Genomic DNA, 17,011 nt, shown 5'->3' on the forward strand with positions numbered 1-17,011 from the left:
TTGGTCTAAGAGCGACACTGATTGCTACTTTCGTAAATGCAAATGCTGCTTAAAACACTTTCGCAAGAAGTCTATTGATCGAGGCGTTTATCTCGGCAGGTGTATCTTTTATTTGTTGGGCAAAAGCAATCACCTCCAGCTTTGTATCTATAGCTTTCTCAAAGCCTCCTTTTTGTTTGTGCAAATCGCCGCTCTGAATCAGGGCTTCCATTGCCTTGGAGTAGTTATTACCCTCCTTGTGTGCTTTATACAGTTGTTGGTGCAAGGCAATTGCCTGCGCATAATTACGTGTTTGGGTATGAAAAAGCGCCAGGTACTCCATTGTTTGTAGTTGTTGTGTCCGGGTAGCATGTTTCTTTTCCAACCGATAAGCCTGTTCATAGTAAGCAATGGCCTTTTTATACACATCATTTTTTTTGTATTCGAGTCCTATTTGCTTAAGCAATGCAATTTTATTTAGCTCATCTTTGGTTTGATTGAGCTGGGTAAGCAACTCGGTGACCTTAGTGTTTTGAGCACTGATCATGGCAGGTGTACACCCCAGCCATAAGATCAAAAAACATACAGCAAAATTTTTCATAATTTATTCTTCTTGTAATTGTACCAAGTCCATTACCTGACGCCTGACTTAGTTGAGCTATCGCATTATCAACCCCAAAAGTTATAAGTCTACCCCAAACCCAAACAGCACCATTGGGCGTATTCTATCAGTATGAAAATGCTGTGGCTGGTTGTTGCTCAGCAGGTTACGGGCATTGACAAACAAATGCACCTGGTCTTTGAGTACATAGTTTATCTTAATATTGATCAGGGCTTGTTGTGGAATGACTGCCTTAGGAGCATCAGCAAGGTTAAGAGGTGTGCCAGGGGGAGCCATTACACTTCCGTAAAAATTGTGACTGCCAAACACAAAAGCATTCAGGTATATTTGCAAACCCGATAAGGGTACATAAAACACATTAAGCCCCCCATAAAAAGCAGGGGTACCCTCATGAGGTAAATCAGATGTATCTAAATAGCTTTGGGTACTGTCATAACTTGGGCTGCGGTTCGAAGGCGAAAAGTTTTTGAGGTTGGTTTGTTGCAATGTAACAAATGGGGTAATCTTGAGTCTGCTAAAACTCAGATTCATGCTTAAGGTGGTACCAACTTGCTCTACCCTAAGCGGCATATTGGTTCGCCTAAGTATTTCTTCTATAAAAGGAGGGTTGGGCTGAGGGCCATTGCTTACCGAAGTAGTAAAGTTGGTAGTAGACGAAGCAAAAACTTCTACATTTCATAAAACACGGTTGTTAAGTTTACCCCTATAGCCCAATTCTATCATATCTTGGGTGATAGGTTCTACATCGGGTACTCCCTGGTTGGTGACTTTGAAACCATCAAAGCCTGGTGGAGCAGCAATAGGAGGGGTTACACTAATATTTACCTTGTTATTGTATAAAAAAGACCCCGTGTTGGCGCGTCCATACAGCAATCTAAAAAAATGCTTCTCGGTGGGTTTATAAGCCAATATTGCCTGGTAGTTGAGGTAAATCTGGTTAGGAAACTTAAATTTTTCTGCCCTTATACCTCCTATGATTCGCCATTTTTTAGCCAGTTTATAGTCTAGTTTTACTCCCCCAGCATAAGTAAACGATGTGGCATTGTCTTCCAGTAACTGATCTTTTCCAGTACTGAGGTCTTCTTTATAATCTACAAACCTCACCGCAGCCGAAGGGGTAAGTGTCAGGTTTTTGATAGGTTGAAAGTCATACTCAGTAGTAGCGTCTAATACCCGGTAGTTGTAAGGAGCCAGTAACGAAAAAGTACCGTCTCTGCCCCACCAATACGACGCATAAGTTTTAAGTCGGTGAACTGTACTATTCAAAGTAACATAAGCATTTCTACTTTGATTGTACTCCATAGGTATACGCCCTCCACCCGATACCCGATGGGCTACATTATTGGCAAGGCCAGCACTTAGGTCAAAAGATATTTTACTGGAAGGCTGGTAGTTGAGGTAAGCATTGAGCCCATACTTCTGCAGTGAAATGCCAGGGTTAGGGCTAGTAGTTTCTCTGAGTTGAGCATCGGGTAGTAGTGAGTCCAGCGGCACATAATCGTTGGTGAGGTCGTCAAAGTATAAATTTTCCCGTTCGCGGTTTTGATAATTTGATGATAACTGAAAGTTGAGTTTAGGGCTAAGCCGATACCCGATTATTGTATTGAGTAACAGGGTGTTCATTGTACCAGTTTGCGAGCTTAGATTTACATCAAGGTCTTTATAACTGCTTTTTTTGCGGGTAATAAAGTGAATCACCCCACTTACTGCATTGGCTCCATACAGGGTAGAGGCTGGACCCCGCACTACTTCTATGCGTTCAAGGTCTTGTATATCTATAGGTAGTAAATCCCAGAAAATTCCCCCATTCAAGTGATTGTATACCGGGCGGTAATCAATCATTACCAAACTAGTGGTTTGGGTTACGTTGGCGTCTATCAGGGCGGCATAGGCTGGCACATAGTCAAGCCCTCTTATGTGCACCGAATAATTTCCGTTATTGGTTTCGCGCACCATTACACCTGGTACCAGACGTAATGCTTCTATTACTGAGGTAGCTCCTGAGGCAACGATTTCTTCGCGGGTAATCACCGAAGCAGCCAATGGTGCTTCAAACAAACGCTCACTTTTTTTAGATGCACTGACAATATCCACCCCTGCCTTGTTGCGTAGTGGTAAACCTAGTATTTCGTTTACCGACGACAAGTAAATGGAGTCAGTTTGTGCCTGTAGTGGCAGGGCATAGAGTAAAAAGCCAAAAAAACAAAATACTTTTTTCAACATCATAGATCGTAAGTTTGTAATGGAGTGTTTAGCAAAAAAAATGCTTGACTTTGTAAAGATATAGTTTGAGTAATAGCTGGTATAGTGTAATTAATCGACAGATAATGCCAAGGCAAGGAATGAGGGTTTCAATATAGTTAATATATGATAATACTACGTGAATTTTGTACAAACAGGCTGCAAAATTTGCCTATACTTTGAGACCAATCACCAAAATATCATCCCTTTGGTCAGCGTCTCCCTTAAAATCGAACATGGCTTGTTTTAATGCCTCCTTTTGTTGGTCGAGTGGCTCGTTGGCAATGCGCATCATCACTTGTTGCAAACGTTTATTACCAAACGACTTTCGTTTGACATTGGCAGTATCTACAAAGCCATCGCTCATCAAGTACCATACATCGTTGGAGTGCAAAGTAATGGGTTGGTTGGTAAAAGTGCGCTTGGCTTCATGCTGAAACCCACCTATAGACACCCTATCGCCCTTGATTTTCAGCAGTTGCCCGTTTTTAAAATACAGTAAGTCTCTTTTGGCACCAGCAAAAACCACCTCAGTAGTACCGTTTGACCCCGCCACAAAACTACATAAGCATACATCCATACCGTCGGTGTTTGACTCATCTTCTTGTTTGAGCCCTTTTCTTACTTCCTGGTGCAGGCGTTCCAGTATAAGGGCAGGGTCATATATGCCTTTTTCATTGACTGTTTCGTTGAGCACCGAGTTGCCAATCATACTCATAAACGCACCTGGTACCCCGTGTCCGGTACAGTCAACCACTGCCACTAGTTTTTGTGCTTTGTGTTCGGCAAACCAATAAAAATCGCCCGAAACGATGTCTTTGGGGTAAAAAATAATAAAATGCTCTTTAAAGTGATGACTGAGTTGGCTGGTAGAAGGCAACAACGCTTGCTGGATATTGCTGGCATATACCATACTTTTTCTCATTTGCTGGTTTTGGTGATCGAGCTCTTTGCTTTTTTGGTCGGCAAAATCACGTTGAGTGGCAAGTTCTTCTTGCTGCTGTTGAAGCTCCTCATTTTGGGTCAAAATTTCTTCTTGTTTGGCATTGATCAGGCTATTTTGTGACAATACCTTTTTTCGACTTCTGTAGGCCATCACGAGCCCTATTACTACTGCCAAAAAAGCAAGGGTGCCCAACGAGATAATCCAAAGGCCGTATTTGCGTACCTTTTGAGCTTCTTCTAAGCGTACCTCCTTTAGCTTACGATCTTTCTCTAGCAAAGCAATCTCTTTTTGCTTTTCTTTCTTTTCTATGGCTTGTTTTTTCAGGACTAACTCCTGTAAAGCCTTATTTTTTTTCAATAGGGTAATTTTTTGCCTCTGTTTTTCTGCCAGTGCCTGTTGTTTGGTAAACTGCAGCAATTGTTCCATTCGGGCTTTTTCAGCTTGTTGACTCTTAAAACGCTCTTCCTGTAGTTGTTGGTTTTTTTTGAGCAATTCCAGCTCTTTGGTGCGTAGTTTAAGATCACTGGCTTTTTTTTGGGCTTCTATTTTTGCTTGTTTCAAGGCAAGCGCCTGCCTCTCTTTATCTTTGAGCAACAGCTTCAATTCATTTTCTTTTTGTGCTATATTCATTCTGTTTTGCAACAATTGCTGTTTTTTTTTGTTGTTGTGCTTGTTGCTGGGTAGTCACAGCCTGATTATATAACTGAAGATACTTTTTGGCTTGTGGGTAGTTCTCTTCTTTCTGATAAGCATTTGCCAATAACTGATAGCTGGTAGTCAGTAACTTGTGAGCGTTAGTCGAGTGTTTGGCATCGTTTACCAGTGGCGTGGCAATATTTACTGCTTCTTGGGCGTAGTCAATGGCCGAAAAGTTTTTGTTGTAAATATATTGGTAAGCAGCCAGGTGATTGTACAAGTCAGCAGTAAGCAGTGCATCTTTTTGTTCTTTCGCCAAATCGATGGCTTTGTAATAGTTAATTTTTGCTTCCTTGGGTTGGTCGAGGTGTATCAAAATCACCGCGATATTAGTCAATAGCTTGATATGGCGTTTGCTTCCTTCTGCATCATTTCCCAAAGTTTGTTTGCTTATTTTCAAGGCTTGGTTGTAATAGTCCAGCGCCGTATCATATTGCTTTTGTTGTTTGTACAAAAAGCCAATATTGTTGTAGGGTTCTACCAAAGCTATTGGCTCCATTTTATCTTTGTATTGTATAATGGCTTCATTATAAGCAATTGCCTGCTTGTTTTGTCCATTGCGTTGACTCAATGCAGACAACTTCCTGAGGGTAGTAATTATTTCGGGTGTGTTGTCCAGACTTTTGTAAATCTGTAAAGCCTTGGTTGCCCAGCGGATTGCCTCCGTTTTTTTATTATACTGACTATAGATCAAACTAACCCGTTGCGCATTGGTAGCGGCTTGTGTAGGAGCAACGTTAGATTTTACCAAAAGGTAATAGCTCAGGGCTTTGTCATATATTTGCCAATGGTAATAAAGGTCTCCCAACGCCTGATTTGCCTCGTTGATCAAGTAGGTGTTTTGGATATTTTTAGCAATAATTTGTGCTTGCAGGTGGTGTTCCAATGCATTAGGGTATTGTTGTTTTTGCATATAAGCCCGCCCCATCAACAGCAAGGCTTTTGCTTGAACAATTGGCTTTTGTTTGGTCACCAGGGTGAGCCCTCGTTGGGCGTGCAACAAGGCATTATCTGCTTGGTTTTGCTTAAGTTCAAGCGTGGCAAGCTGAAGCAATAACTGGCATTTTTTTGTTCGATCAGTAGTAGTTTTAATTTGTTGGCGTAAAGCATCTTTGGTTTGTGCCTGCATGGTGCCACCAAGCAACATAAGCCAAACCAATGGGTTGGCAAATATGATATGTAAAAAAAAGTTTCTCATTAGAACGAAAGTCTTAAAGTGCCATAAAAAGCCCTACCTGCCCTTCCGGGGATAGAGTTGATGTTGCGTCTGATATACTCAGGATAGTGTACCTGGGCATTGAGCAGGTTGCGGGCATACACCTCTAGAAAAACCGAATATAAGCCATTAAACTGAAACAACGAGGCAAGGTTGAGGCGTAGGTTGGCACTTAAAAAATGAAAAGCCTCTGGCGTTGGGTTGACCATTTGTTGGGCGTTTATATCGGTTCCTTTGCCAAAGTAACTATGGTATATACCCAGCGAGCCATACCGTGGCAAACGGTAACTTAAGCCAGCTTTTGCCATTAGGTTGGGCATACCGGTTACAGTAGCTGTTGTATTTTCACCTTCCCAAAAAAACGATGCATTTACATTGAGCGATAAATTGTTGGCAAACTGCCTTTTCCCTTCCGGTTCTATGCCCTGAGTATTGATGCTTCCCTCGTTGATGTACTTGGCTACCGACACTCCATCAATCACCAAGAGGCTATCGCTGGGACGGCTCCGTCTGATAAGTCTATTGCCAGTACTGTTAAAGTAAGTCAGCGTTCCAAGTAGTTTGCCTGGTATCTCCCGGTATATTTGAGCTTCTATAGTGGTGATTGTTTCAGGGGCAAGGGTAGGATCGCCGTAAGCCGATCTCGATTTTCTGAACCGTTCGCTGATAGAGGGTGACCTAAAAGCTTGTCGGAACATCAGCTTGGCACCAAAATTTTTGCTAAAATTACTAATTAACGCTAACCTGGGTACAATGTCTATAGGCGTGCCAGGTGCTTTGTTGAGTTGCCCACCCGCTACTATTTTTAGGTAGCTAAACGGGTGATAACTGGCTTGGGTGTATACCCCCCAGAATATTTCCTGGCTATTGGGCACAAACACAAAAGGATTGGGGTTGGGCACAGGGTTATTGAAAATGTCATAGTCAGACCCATCAGCATTGAGCACGGGTTGGGTGCCGTAGCCTTGGCGGTAGTTGGCCACTCCTCCCAATATTACCTCTGTTTTTTTTACCCAAATTCAAAAATGTTGTATTTTCTATCAGCACATCATTAGACCCTGCCTGGCGTGAAACGTCATTGGCCTCGATATAAAAGAAACGAAAATCATAGCGATTGTAAGTAACATTGGTTTGATTACTGATTTTTGACGAAAGGCGAAGGTCGTAGCCTGCATCTAAAAACAGGCGGGAAGAATAAGAGCGGTAGTCGTCGTAAGGGCGGTTAATGCTTGAGCCAAATTGGGGGGAGTTTCCTATGGTAGCTTGTTCATTTACGCCGTAATATCCCTGTAGGGTAAAGTTACCATAGTCGAGCTTCATTTGTCCCCCCAGGCCTTTTTGTAGCATTTGAATGGTGCGTGTAGTGCCATTTTCGTCGATGGCTGTAAAGTCCCAACCTTTGTCATCTACATAGTTTAAGCCCCAGCTCAAGGTAGCATCTTTTGCCGAAATGCCTCCCGAAAAATTGGTTTGAAAACGTTGGAAAGCTCCATACGAGATACTTTGGTCAAACTTACGGGCTTCTTTTCCTTTTTTGGTGATGATATTGATGGCTCCCGTAAACGCTGACGTGCCATACAAAGTAGAGCCTGGGCCCTTGAGTAGTTCTATTCGATCAATGGTATTTAACGGAATCATGCTATAAATTGCGCGGTTTTCACCCAAAAACAAACTTTCCCGCATGGGGCGTCCATCCAGCAATATCAACACCCGGTTGTTGTACTGTGCGGTGTTGTCGCCCCTGATAGATACCATATTATTGGGGTAGGCATAAGTGCTCAAGACGTATATACTGCTCAACCTGTCTAGTACATCTACCAACGACAAAGCCCCAAAAGCCTCTATTTCTTTCTGAGTGACTACTGAGATAATACCTGCTGCTTCAGTAATTCTTTCGGCTTTTTTAGAGGTAGTAGTTACACTATTGTTGTTGTTTTTTGATAGTTTCATCACCTCATTTGCCGACGAGGTGAAAAATGCTGATTTGTGGCTGGAGTCGGTTTGTGCGGTAGCGGTAAGCATCACTGCCTGACTGATAATAAATGTGATAATTAACCACCAGTGCGATTTATATGCCATCATATACAGAGTTTATGGTGTAGCAGGAGAGTTATTTTTAGGCAGGTAAAGCAAAAGTTATGCATAGGCTTTTGCCAATAGATGATTTATCGGGTAAAATCTAATTTTGGGGTTTGTAAAAAAGGATTTTATTATAATTATTAAAGGGCTTTCAATTACTCAATTGCTCCGTTTTTAGCGAAATATATAAACAAAATTGTTTGCCAAACAGCAGGATAATTGTTGCTTTACAACCCTAAAAGCTTTGTGTTTGCCTCAAAATAACCTTATTACAGTAGCGTATGATCATTTAGATATTTAATTAAGTACAAAGTTAGGTGATTGCACGAGACAAAGGACTGTAAGACAGGTTTTCGCTGTGAAAGCTGTATTTTTGCAAATACCGACAAAAAATGTTGCCTGTACTTTTTATGCGGCTTTTTTATAAAACGTTTACGTTTTAGCCATAAAACGACTTTTAACCTGTTGACTCTCTGGCCTAAAATTGAAGACAGAATTATTAATTGTTGATTTTCTATTTAATTTTACCCCATCTGTAAAACTTTTAAGGTAAGAATACCGATGTACTCAAGTGATGATATGAGACAGTGAAACCTACTTGGGTAAGCAAAATGAGTAGTTTTGCTAATAATAATAACATTAGGCTTCTTGAGTGTTTATATTTTTGGCAAATTTTATATATTTGTGTAGTCTAAGGAATGGTACCAAAATAAATACGCATTCTTAACCTCATCTTTTGAGGCTATACGTTGTTAAAAAATAGCCGAATAGCGATGCTATTAGCCGATCATCCCTCAAGCTCGCTCAATATCCACTGGATATTGCCGTGCCGCGTATAGCAACAAAATATTTTAGCGTTACTATAGAAATTTATTTTTACACCATTCCTTAGGAATTGTTCAAAAATAAATTTACACTCTGAGGGGTGATTTTTCGCCTTGATACTTCGTTATTTTTATTGCCCGTAGCGCTGCTATGGGCGCAAAAAATAGCCTCGTCTCAAAACAAAACCTCTACCTCAAGAATGGTAATTTAATTTCTCACCATTCCTTAGCAATTTGCCAAAGTTTTTGGAGACACTATGAAGTTGAAAATAAAAGACGCAAAAAGAAAATAAAAAATGAGTAAGTATACAGAAGATAATATAAAAACCCTTGACTGGCGCGAGCATATTCGTAAACGTCCTGGTATGTACATCGGGAAGTTGGGCAATGGATCGGCGCATGATGATGGCATTTATGTGTTGGTCAAAGAGATTTTGGACAACTCTATAGATGAACACATGATGGGGTTTGGTAAAAAAATAGAAATCAAACTCGAAGAGAAAAGAGTGGTAGTGCGCGATTATGGAAGGGGGATTCCACTAGGAAAAGTAATAGACTGTGTGTCTAAGATCAATACTGGAGGAAAGTATGACTCTGATGCTTTCCAAAAATCGGTAGGTTTGAACGGAGTAGGTACCAAAGCAGTAAATGCTTTGTCGGCTTACTTTAAAGTACAGTCTTTTCGCGACGGTGAAACCAAAGTGGCAGAGTTTAACCAAGGGGTCATTGCCAATGATGAACCTATTGCCAAAACATCGGAGCGCAATGGTACATTGACTATTTTTGAGCCTGATAATGATGTTTTTGTCAACTATAAATACAACCCTGATTTTTTAGAAGATCTCATCTGGAACTATGCTTTCTTAAATGCCGGGCTTAAGATCAAGTTCAATGGCAAAGAGTATTTTTCTGAAAATGGGTTACTTGATTTATTGCGCCTCAAAACCAGCAAAACCAATATTCGTTACCCTATTATTCACCTCAAGGGCAATGACATTGAAGTAGCACTGACCCACTCAAACCAATACGGTGAAGAATATTATTCGTTTGTAAACGGGCAAAATACTACCCAGGGAGGAACCCACCTGTCGGCTTTTAGAGAAAGCGTGGTAAAGGTAGCGCGCGATTTTTATGGCAAAGATTTCGAATCTGCCGATGTGCGGGCATCTATAGTGGCCACCGTGAGTATAAGGGTGCAAGAACCCGTGTTTGAGTCACAAACCAAAACCAAGCTAGGGTCTCAGCAGGTGGCTCCGGGAGGCTTGAGCATTCGGGCATTTGTCAATGATTTTATCAAAACTGAGCTCGACAACTATTTACATCGTAACCCCGAAGTAGCCAAGGCAATCGAAGCGCGTATTTTGCAGTCGGAGAAAGAGCGCAAAGAGATTTCAGTGATTAAAAAACTTGCCAACCAAAAAGCACGTAAGGCAAATTTACACAACAAAAAGCTGCGTGACTGCCGGGTACATTTTATTGACCAGAAAAAAGACAATCGTTACGAAACTACCTTGTTTATTACCGAGGGAGACTCGGCGAGTGGTTCTTTGACCAAAGCCCGCGATGTGCAAACCCAGGCAGTATTTAGTTTGCGGGGTAAACCACTCAACTGTTATAAATTAACCAAAAAGGTAGTATACGAAAACGAAGAGTTTAATTTACTACAGCACGCTCTTGATATTGAGGATGGCATAGAAAACCTTCGCTATAACAAAATTGTGATTGCTACTGATGCCGATGTAGATGGTATGCACATTCGTTTGTTATTGATGACTTTCTTTTTGCAGTTTTTTCCTGATGTGGTCAAGCAGGGGCATTTGTACGTATTGGAGACACCTTTGTTTAGAGTGCGCAACAAGAAAAAAACAGTGTATTGCTACAGCGAAAAAGAAAAACAACGTGCGATAAAATCTTTGGGAAGCAAGCCCGAAATTACTCGATTTAAAGGTTTGGGTGAGATTTCTCCCGATGAGTTTGGGCAGTTTATCGGGTCAGATATGCGCGCCGAACCGGTAAGTTTGCGCTCTGAAACTTCTATAGATGATGTGCTTGCTTATTATATGGGTAAAAATACAGCAGATCGACAAAAGTTTATTGTGGATAACTTAAGGGTGGAGAATGACACTGTAGAAGGCGAAGCTTTAGAAACAGAAACTGCTTAATTCTAGGACACTTAAGTAAAAAAACGGTGGGTAGCTTTGGGTTGCCCGCCGTTTTTTTGTGCCTATTGGGTAAGCAAAGTAGCCACTACAATCTCAGACAGGTCGGTTTTTATTTCATAGTATATTTTAAATGCCCCATCTATTCGGTTGTCATCGGTAATGTCAGGAAAACGAATATAAGAACTGCCCTTGCCCGGAGGCCAGGCTGCCGATGAAATCTCAAAGGCAAAATTACCATTATTAAACCCTATTTTGGTAATATTGAGCGTGTTGGTTTTGCCACTGGTGAGCCTTGCTGTCATAAAAGACCCTTTAACAATGTTACCTGTGGCAGGGTCTAATTGGGCAATGACTGAAGCCTTGGGACCTCCACCACTGCCATAACTATTCATATACACCCCACTAAAAGCATCAGCATTTATTTGTTTTTTGGTGATGTAGCCTGCATCATTACTGCCCCCATCTACCGTAAACACCACCCAGGGTACATTGTTGGCATCTACCGTAACCAGTACAGCCCTGCCATCTACTCCGGTATTTTCGTAGGTTACCTTCCACAGTTGATTGCCTTGTCCATCTTTTTTTATTACATAAGGGTTTTGGTTGTTACTGCTTGCCTGGTCAAAACCCACTGTGTATTGGTTGTTTTGGGCATCCGTTGCTTCGGTATTGCCGGTAAGCGTTGTTGTATTTCCTCCACCAGCCACTGGGTCTACTATATCGTCTTTTTTGGCGCAAGCCAGCACGCCTACCAATAAGATCAGCAAATACAAAGTGTTGTACAATGATTTTGTCATATAAACAGATTTATTTGGGGTAATGGACTTGATTTGCTACCCAAAAACCAGACTTTAAACTTGGTGAGGCATTGGTGGAGCAAACTCTTCTTATGTTATTCGAGTCTAGCCTTTTTTTGTTTCCAGAAAGGACTGTTTTATCAAGCAGTTTTTATCTTTAAATATGTCCTGGAAGAAAACTGATTGTTGATTATTTATGGTGTAAACAGTTATTTGTACAGGTAAATTACAGTAGATGGATATGGAAAAAAACAATAAAATGCGTAATATGCTGGCTTAAATCAAACTTTTGTTAGAATACAGATGTCCAATAAAACCCAATCCCAAAAAAGAAACAAGCTTATTCAAAAAGTTGGAGCCTACCTGCAATCAAAAGGACAAGACTATATAGAAGTTTATTTTTTGGCGAATGCCAGTTATAAAGTCAACTTGAAAGTAATAGGCGATCAATTCAAAGCTTTTTTAAATGAGGAAAATATACGTCAAATAGATGAAATTGATTACTCTAGTGTGAAGCAAGCCCTTGTAAAGGAGGACGATAAGCGCAACCTGGAGTATAATCAAAGCCTTATTCAAGAAGCAATTGAAAGTAGTGAGGGTATAGACCTCAACCCACTGTGTTGTGGATACCTTGGCCCTTGCAACAACCCCACCCGAAGCACCCAAAGGTACAATGCGTATGCGGCATTGTTTGTGAAAACCAGCGATTTGAAAGGTTTGTTTGCCCAAAACAATTTGACCCCTACCAAGTCATTTCTATCTATCAATGATTTAGTAACTTTGTGTTGGTCATTGTTAAAAGATGATACCTTTATAGCAGAAGTGAGCCCTCAAGAAAAAGAAGTCATGCAGTCAAAGAAAGATATTTTATTAGAAAAAAAGCGTCTAAGGAATCAACTGATTCAACTAATTGGGGAACACCTCCAGGCAAAAGGGCAAAGCCATATAACAGCGTATTTCTTAGCGGTTGCCAACTATCAGGTGAGTTTGAAAGTAATAGGCGATCAATTCAAAGCTTTTTTAAATGAGGAAAATATACGCCAAATAAATGAAATAGATTACTCTAGTGTGAAACAAGCCCTTGTAAAGGAGGACGATAAGCGCAACCTGGAGTATAATCAAAGCCTTATTCAAGAAGCAATTGAAAGTAGTGAGGGTATAGACCTCAACCCACTGTGTTGTGGATACCTTGGCCCTTGCAACAACCCCACCCGAAGCACCCAAAGGTACAATGCGTATGCGGCATTGTTTGTGAAAACCAGCGATTTGAAAGGTTTGTTTGCCCAAAACAATTTGACCCCTACCAAGTCATTTCTATCTATCAATGATTTAGTAACTTTGTGTTGGTCATTGTTAAAAGATGATACCTTTATAGCAGAAGTGAGCCCTCAAGAAAAAGAAGTCATGCAGTCAAAGAAAGATATTTTATTAGAAAAAAAGCGTCTAAGGAATCAACTGATTCAACTAATTGGGGAACACCTCCAGGCAAAAGGGCAAAGCCATATAACAGCGTATTTCTTAGCGGTTGCCAACTATCAGGTGAGTTTGAAAGTAATAGGCGATCAATTCAAAGCTTTTTTAAATGAGGAAAATATACGCCAAATAAATGAAATAGATTACTCTAGTGTGAAACAAGCCCTTGTAAAGGAGGACGATAAGCGAAATTTAGAGAGGAACCGAGTACTTATCCAACAAGCAATTAAAAATAAGGTAGGCGTAGATCTAAACCCTTTGTGTGCTGGATATCTTGGTTCTCATAAGAGCCCCACCAGAAGCACTCAAAGGTACAATGCGTATGACAATTTGTTTTTTAAGACCAGTGATTTGAGTGAACTTTTGGCAAAAAATGGTTTGAGCTATTCAAAACCATACATCTCGATTAATGATTTGCTGATATTGTATTGGTCTTTGTTGAAAAATGGTGGAATAAAGCTGAAAAAAGAAGCTGATGTAGCTGAAACAATGCCCCAGGCTTTATTACCCACTAATAATGATGAGGTAAATGAGCAACCCGCAGAAGCACTAGAGGCAGAACCAGCCAAGCCAGTGGTAGACATACATCAGCCATCTGAACTACAACTTGGTGTGGTAGAAGCTTTAAGGTGTGTTGATTTTGCTGATGTAGTTGGTTACTTTGACGCTTTAGACCCTATAGTACCCGCCAGGTTTCTTGCAACATATAATCAAGTCAGGCAACAGTATATACTTCATGGAGTTAGTGGAGAATACTTTGGTCGTCTCAAGGTGTTTGCGCGCAGTTTATTGCAAGGGTAAGTCCTATGAATATTTGATCTTTATTTTGAAGCCTTTAAAAATGATTTTATTGAGTAACTCTGGTAACGGTACAAAAGTTGATTTTTTTTCTCCTCCAATGCAACCTTTAGACCAGAGGCAAGTGTCTGATTGTTACACCCACATAAAAAACTAAAAATAGTTATCCATGTATTTTGTAACTTTACCAAAACCATTAGATCATATAACCTTAAAATTCATGAAAAATATTAAATATTTACTTTGGGTCATTACCCTGGTGTTTTGCGTCCTTACTTTTTATAGCTTTTCGAGCCAGGCACAAGGCAGTGTGGTGGCTCAGGTTGACACAAGTTATGCTGGCATAAAAAACGTAGAAATCAAAGCCCGCTTTTGTCGAGTAGAAATAGGCGCAGTAGACAATACTGATAAGGTGTCTTTTTTTGGCGACATTACCGGAAACTACAGCAAAGGGGCATACAAGTTTATGCACCAAAAGGTAGGCAATACCCTTAAGGTATGGCTGGATGGAAAATCTTTTAAAATAGGTTTTTCTATCATTTCCAAGAGCAAATTAATGTTTAAAATACCTAAGGGTACCAATGTAGTAGTACAAAATACGTCGGGCAGTGTGTATGGTGTAGGACTCAACGGAGCCATTACCCACCTTGCCGCCAACTCAGGTAGCGTAAAAGCCGCCAATATCAACTCACCTAAAGTATACATCAAAACCAGCTCTGGTAGTATAAAGACAGAAAACATCAGCGGCAAAAACATAGAGTTTAAGTCATCTTCGGGTAGTATCAGAGCTGAGAATGTGAGCGGACAAACGCTCATTGCCCAGAGTAGTTCGGGGGGGCAACGTTGGGCAAACGTCACCGCAGAGTTTACCACTCAGGCAAATTCGGGAGGTATCAGAGTAACCGGTGTCAAAGGAAATACCAGCCTTAGAACCTCTTCGGGGTCTATCAAGGTAAGCAACCTGACGGGTAACCTTAAGGCCAAGGCGAGTTCGGGTGGGGTATATCTTAAAAACGTACAAGGTACTTTGAATGTACGTGCGTCATCGGGCAGTATCAAAGGGGATGAAATATTGCTTACGGGTAACTCAGACTTTGAAAGTCGATCGGGAGGCATTAAAATGAGACTTAAAAATGACCTTAAAAAGTTAGACTTTGACTTAAGGGCTAGTTCGGGCAGCCTGCGCATAGGAGGGCAACGTTCGGGCAAACGTTTTGTGCTCAGAAATGGCAATCGTATTTTAGTTACAGGTATTAGCCGTTCGGGTAGTCAACGTTATGTGTCTTTTGACGAAGGAAAGTAACCAGTGCTACCTTGGAATTAGATTTCATAAAAAAAGCCCACTACTGACCATTGTCTGTCAGCGGTGGGTTTTTTGTGTAACTAAAGCCTTATAAAAGACTAACGACCTAAATTTTATTTACCTTTTGGGTTCAGAATGGCCTCAATGCGTGCTACTATATCCTGGTAATGGTATTTAGTCATCGAATCGCTGCTGGTACTGGCAGCGCGGCGCGCTAGGTTCTTAATTTGAGTCAGCTCACCACGGGCAATAGGACGAATGTCTGATTGGCTTACATCTACCTTTGAGTAACCCATAAAACTCAACAAAGCACGGTTCTTTACAGGAGCTTGTTCTTTAGTCAGTAAGTGCTCCAGTTGCTCTACATGGGCACGTTGCAAGTTACGGCGGTAAGTCCCTGTTTTGCCTCCATTTTTGGCTTCACTCCAAATGCCATCGCGTAAATCTTTGCACATATCTATAATCTTATAAGCCTGGTTGCCATTCAACGTTTCGTTTTCGATGAGGCGCGCCAAGCGACTAAAATCAAGCAATTGGGTCAACACCCTTACTTGTGCCACACGAATACGGTTGATAATCCCATCGGCTTCTACCTTAGCCAATATGTCTTTGCGAATCATCCAGGTTGGCGTTTTAAAAGCCTGAGCAATCAAAAATTTCAGGGCTTTTTTCTGGTGGGATTTAGGCACATGGATATATACATCACCTTTCTGGTCGGCTGTTTTATAGTACTCATATACTCCCCCAACATTGGTAGCAACGTGCCCCATATAGCGACTCCATTGCCCCAATATTTGTCCATAAAGCTCTTTCAGCGTTTCGTAACTTTCTCCTTCTTTATAAGTCCACTTTACTAGATTGTTCATAATGCGCTTAAGGTTGGCAATGCCATAACTACTGGCTTTTACTGCATCATCACCTAAATCTTCGGTTTGGGCTGATGGATCGCGTGGACCAAACATTTGACGTCCAAAACGATAGTTTTTATCACCTGCTTTTTCTTTGATCCATTGGTTCAGTACCACACGTTCTTCTTCAGCAGTTTTGTCTAAAATAGGACGGTATCCCCAGCGAATAGCGTATATGTCGTAAATACCAATGTTGGGCATCAACGAAACCCCTTTGTCGCCAGGTTGAGCTATATAATTAAATCGGGCATAGTCCATGATAGAAGGAGCAGTACCCATTTTTTTTGTAAAACTTGCCGAGCGCAAAGAGTCTACTGGGTAAGCCGAACTTGAACCCATATTGTGAGGTAACCCCAGGGTGTGTCCTACTTCGTGGGCAGCTACAAAGCGAATCAATTGTCCCATCAACTCATCGCTAAACTGAGGGTTGCGGGCATCAGGGTTGATGGCGGCAGTTTGCACAAAAAACCAGTTGCGTAGCAGTTTCATTACATTGTGATACCAGATAATATCACTTTCTAAAATTTCCCCGGTGCGTGGGTCATGCACATGAGGCCCCATTGCATTTTGAATAGGGTTGGTTACGTAACGAATCACCGAGTAACGTACATCTTCGGGGCTATACTCTGGGTCTTCTTTTTTAGTAGGGGCATATTTGCCAATGATGGCATTTTTAAATCCAGCTTTTTCGAAAGCTTTTTGCCAATCTTCTACTCCTTGTTTTAGGTACTTACGCCACTTTACTGGAGTACCTGCGCCTATATAATAAACAATAGGCTTTATCGGTTCTACCAATTCTCCTCTTTTAAACGCCTCAGGATCTTTGGGTTCAAGTCTCCAACGTGTAATAAACTGACGGCGCTTAGCTTCGTGTATATCTTTGTCGTATAAATGTGAATCTCTAGTTAAAAACATCGAAAACTAACGATATGCAGGCTGCTGCTAACCTCCCAAAAACATGTACATA

General features: G+C 41.1%; 12 protein-coding genes. 3 read left to right on the forward strand and 9 right to left on the reverse strand.

The features are described from left to right. Nucleotides 1-49 precede the first annotated feature (49 nt). The 7 genes from Q0954_RS28050 to Q0954_RS28080 all read right to left on the reverse strand — a co-directional run bounded on the left by Q0954_RS28050 (nucleotide 50) and on the right by Q0954_RS28080 (nucleotide 7,782). Nucleotides 50-580: a hypothetical protein gene (locus Q0954_RS28050; RefSeq protein WP_299463192.1), complete on the reverse strand. Its 531-nt coding sequence runs from the start codon at nucleotides 578-580 to the stop codon at nucleotides 50-52. 81 nt (nucleotides 581-661) lie between these two features. After that, nucleotides 662-1,132 carry a hypothetical protein gene (locus tag Q0954_RS28055; protein WP_299463195.1) on the reverse strand — a complete coding sequence of 157 codons (471 nt, stop codon included), beginning with the start codon at nucleotides 1,130-1,132 and terminating at the stop codon, nucleotides 662-664. A gap of 144 nt (nucleotides 1,133-1,276) precedes the next feature. Continuing rightward, complete coding sequence (locus tag Q0954_RS28060) at nucleotides 1,277-2,827, reverse strand: TonB-dependent siderophore receptor (RefSeq protein WP_299463197.1); 1,551 nt, start codon at nucleotides 2,825-2,827, stop codon at nucleotides 1,277-1,279. Nucleotides 2,828-3,014: 187 nt separating this feature from the next. Beyond that, nucleotides 3,015-4,418, reverse strand: a complete 1,404-nt coding sequence (locus Q0954_RS28065) for a SpoIIE family protein phosphatase (protein WP_299463200.1) — start codon at nucleotides 4,416-4,418, stop codon at nucleotides 3,015-3,017. Next, nucleotides 4,393-5,682: a tetratricopeptide repeat protein gene (locus Q0954_RS28070; RefSeq protein WP_299463203.1), complete on the reverse strand. Its 1,290-nt coding sequence runs from the start codon at nucleotides 5,680-5,682 to the stop codon at nucleotides 4,393-4,395. The genes Q0954_RS28065 and Q0954_RS28070 overlap by 26 nt, the downstream gene beginning before the upstream one ends. Then, complete coding sequence (locus tag Q0954_RS28075; protein ID WP_366916765.1) at nucleotides 5,682-6,692, reverse strand: outer membrane beta-barrel protein; 1,011 nt, start codon at nucleotides 6,690-6,692, stop codon at nucleotides 5,682-5,684. The genes Q0954_RS28070 and Q0954_RS28075 overlap by 1 nt, the downstream gene beginning before the upstream one ends. Continuing rightward, a complete protein-coding gene (locus tag Q0954_RS28080) occupies nucleotides 6,634-7,782 on the reverse strand; it encodes a TonB-dependent siderophore receptor (RefSeq protein WP_299463206.1) in 1,149 nt (382 codons plus the stop codon). Before Q0954_RS28080 ends, Q0954_RS28075 begins: the two co-directional genes overlap by 59 nt. A gap of 1,117 nt (nucleotides 7,783-8,899) precedes the next feature. Between Q0954_RS28080 and Q0954_RS28085 the strand changes: the two genes are divergently transcribed. Then, nucleotides 8,900-10,765 (forward strand): DNA topoisomerase IV subunit B, encoded by a 1,866-nt coding sequence (locus tag Q0954_RS28085; RefSeq protein WP_299463209.1) that lies wholly within the window; start codon nucleotides 8,900-8,902, stop codon nucleotides 10,763-10,765. Between the two features lie 62 nt (nucleotides 10,766-10,827). On the opposite strand, the gene Q0954_RS28090 is transcribed toward Q0954_RS28085, so the two are convergent. After that, nucleotides 10,828-11,562 carry a hypothetical protein gene (locus Q0954_RS28090; RefSeq protein ID WP_299463212.1) on the reverse strand — a complete coding sequence of 245 codons (735 nt, stop codon included), beginning with the start codon at nucleotides 11,560-11,562 and terminating at the stop codon, nucleotides 10,828-10,830. 303 nt (nucleotides 11,563-11,865) lie between these two features. Here Q0954_RS28090 and Q0954_RS28095 point away from each other — a divergent pair, with 303 nt between their 5' ends. Together Q0954_RS28095 and Q0954_RS28100 are read left to right on the forward strand one after the other, a co-directional pair. Then, entirely contained in the window at nucleotides 11,866-13,836 is a 1,971-nt protein-coding gene (locus Q0954_RS28095; protein WP_299463215.1) for a hypothetical protein, read from the forward strand. Between the two features lie 217 nt (nucleotides 13,837-14,053). Then, nucleotides 14,054-15,136, forward strand: coding sequence for a DUF4097 family beta strand repeat-containing protein (locus Q0954_RS28100; RefSeq protein ID WP_299463218.1), 1,083 nt, complete (start codon nucleotides 14,054-14,056; stop codon nucleotides 15,134-15,136). 113 nt (nucleotides 15,137-15,249) lie between these two features. Here the strand turns inward: Q0954_RS28100 and Q0954_RS28105 are convergent, their stop codons facing one another. Further along, nucleotides 15,250-16,959 (reverse strand): zinc-dependent metalloprotease, encoded by a 1,710-nt coding sequence (locus tag Q0954_RS28105; protein ID WP_366916766.1) that lies wholly within the window; start codon nucleotides 16,957-16,959, stop codon nucleotides 15,250-15,252. Nucleotides 16,960-17,011 lie beyond the last annotated feature (52 nt).

It is taken from the genome of uncultured Microscilla sp. (assembly GCF_947493425.1).
Lineage (GTDB): Bacteria > Bacteroidota > Bacteroidia > Cytophagales > Microscillaceae > Microscilla.

Excerpts from the sequence above, each read along its gene's own strand:
- Q0954_RS28050 (WP_299463192.1), bottom strand. The coding sequence starts at position 580 with ATGAAAAATTTTGCTGTATGTTTTTTGATCTTATGGCTGGGGTGTACA.
- Q0954_RS28055 (WP_299463195.1), bottom strand. The coding sequence starts at position 1,132 with ATGAATCTGAGTTTTAGCAGACTCAAGATTACCCCATTTGTTACATTG.
- Q0954_RS28060 (WP_299463197.1), bottom strand. The coding sequence starts at position 2,827 with ATGATGTTGAAAAAAGTATTTTGTTTTTTTGGCTTTTTACTCTATGCC.
- Q0954_RS28065 (WP_299463200.1), bottom strand. The coding sequence starts at position 4,418 with ATGAATATAGCACAAAAAGAAAATGAATTGAAGCTGTTGCTCAAAGAT.
- Q0954_RS28070 (WP_299463203.1), bottom strand. The coding sequence starts at position 5,682 with ATGAGAAACTTTTTTTTACATATCATATTTGCCAACCCATTGGTTTGG.
- Q0954_RS28080 (WP_299463206.1), bottom strand. The coding sequence starts at position 7,782 with ATGATGGCATATAAATCGCACTGGTGGTTAATTATCACATTTATTATC.
- Q0954_RS28085 (WP_299463209.1), top strand. The coding sequence starts at position 8,900 with ATGAGTAAGTATACAGAAGATAATATAAAAACCCTTGACTGGCGCGAG.
- Q0954_RS28090 (WP_299463212.1), bottom strand. The coding sequence starts at position 11,562 with ATGACAAAATCATTGTACAACACTTTGTATTTGCTGATCTTATTGGTA.
- Q0954_RS28095 (WP_299463215.1), top strand. The coding sequence starts at position 11,866 with ATGTCCAATAAAACCCAATCCCAAAAAAGAAACAAGCTTATTCAAAAA.
- Q0954_RS28100 (WP_299463218.1), top strand. The coding sequence starts at position 14,054 with ATGAAAAATATTAAATATTTACTTTGGGTCATTACCCTGGTGTTTTGC.
- Q0954_RS28105 (WP_366916766.1), bottom strand. The coding sequence starts at position 16,959 with ATGTTTTTAACTAGAGATTCACATTTATACGACAAAGATATACACGAA.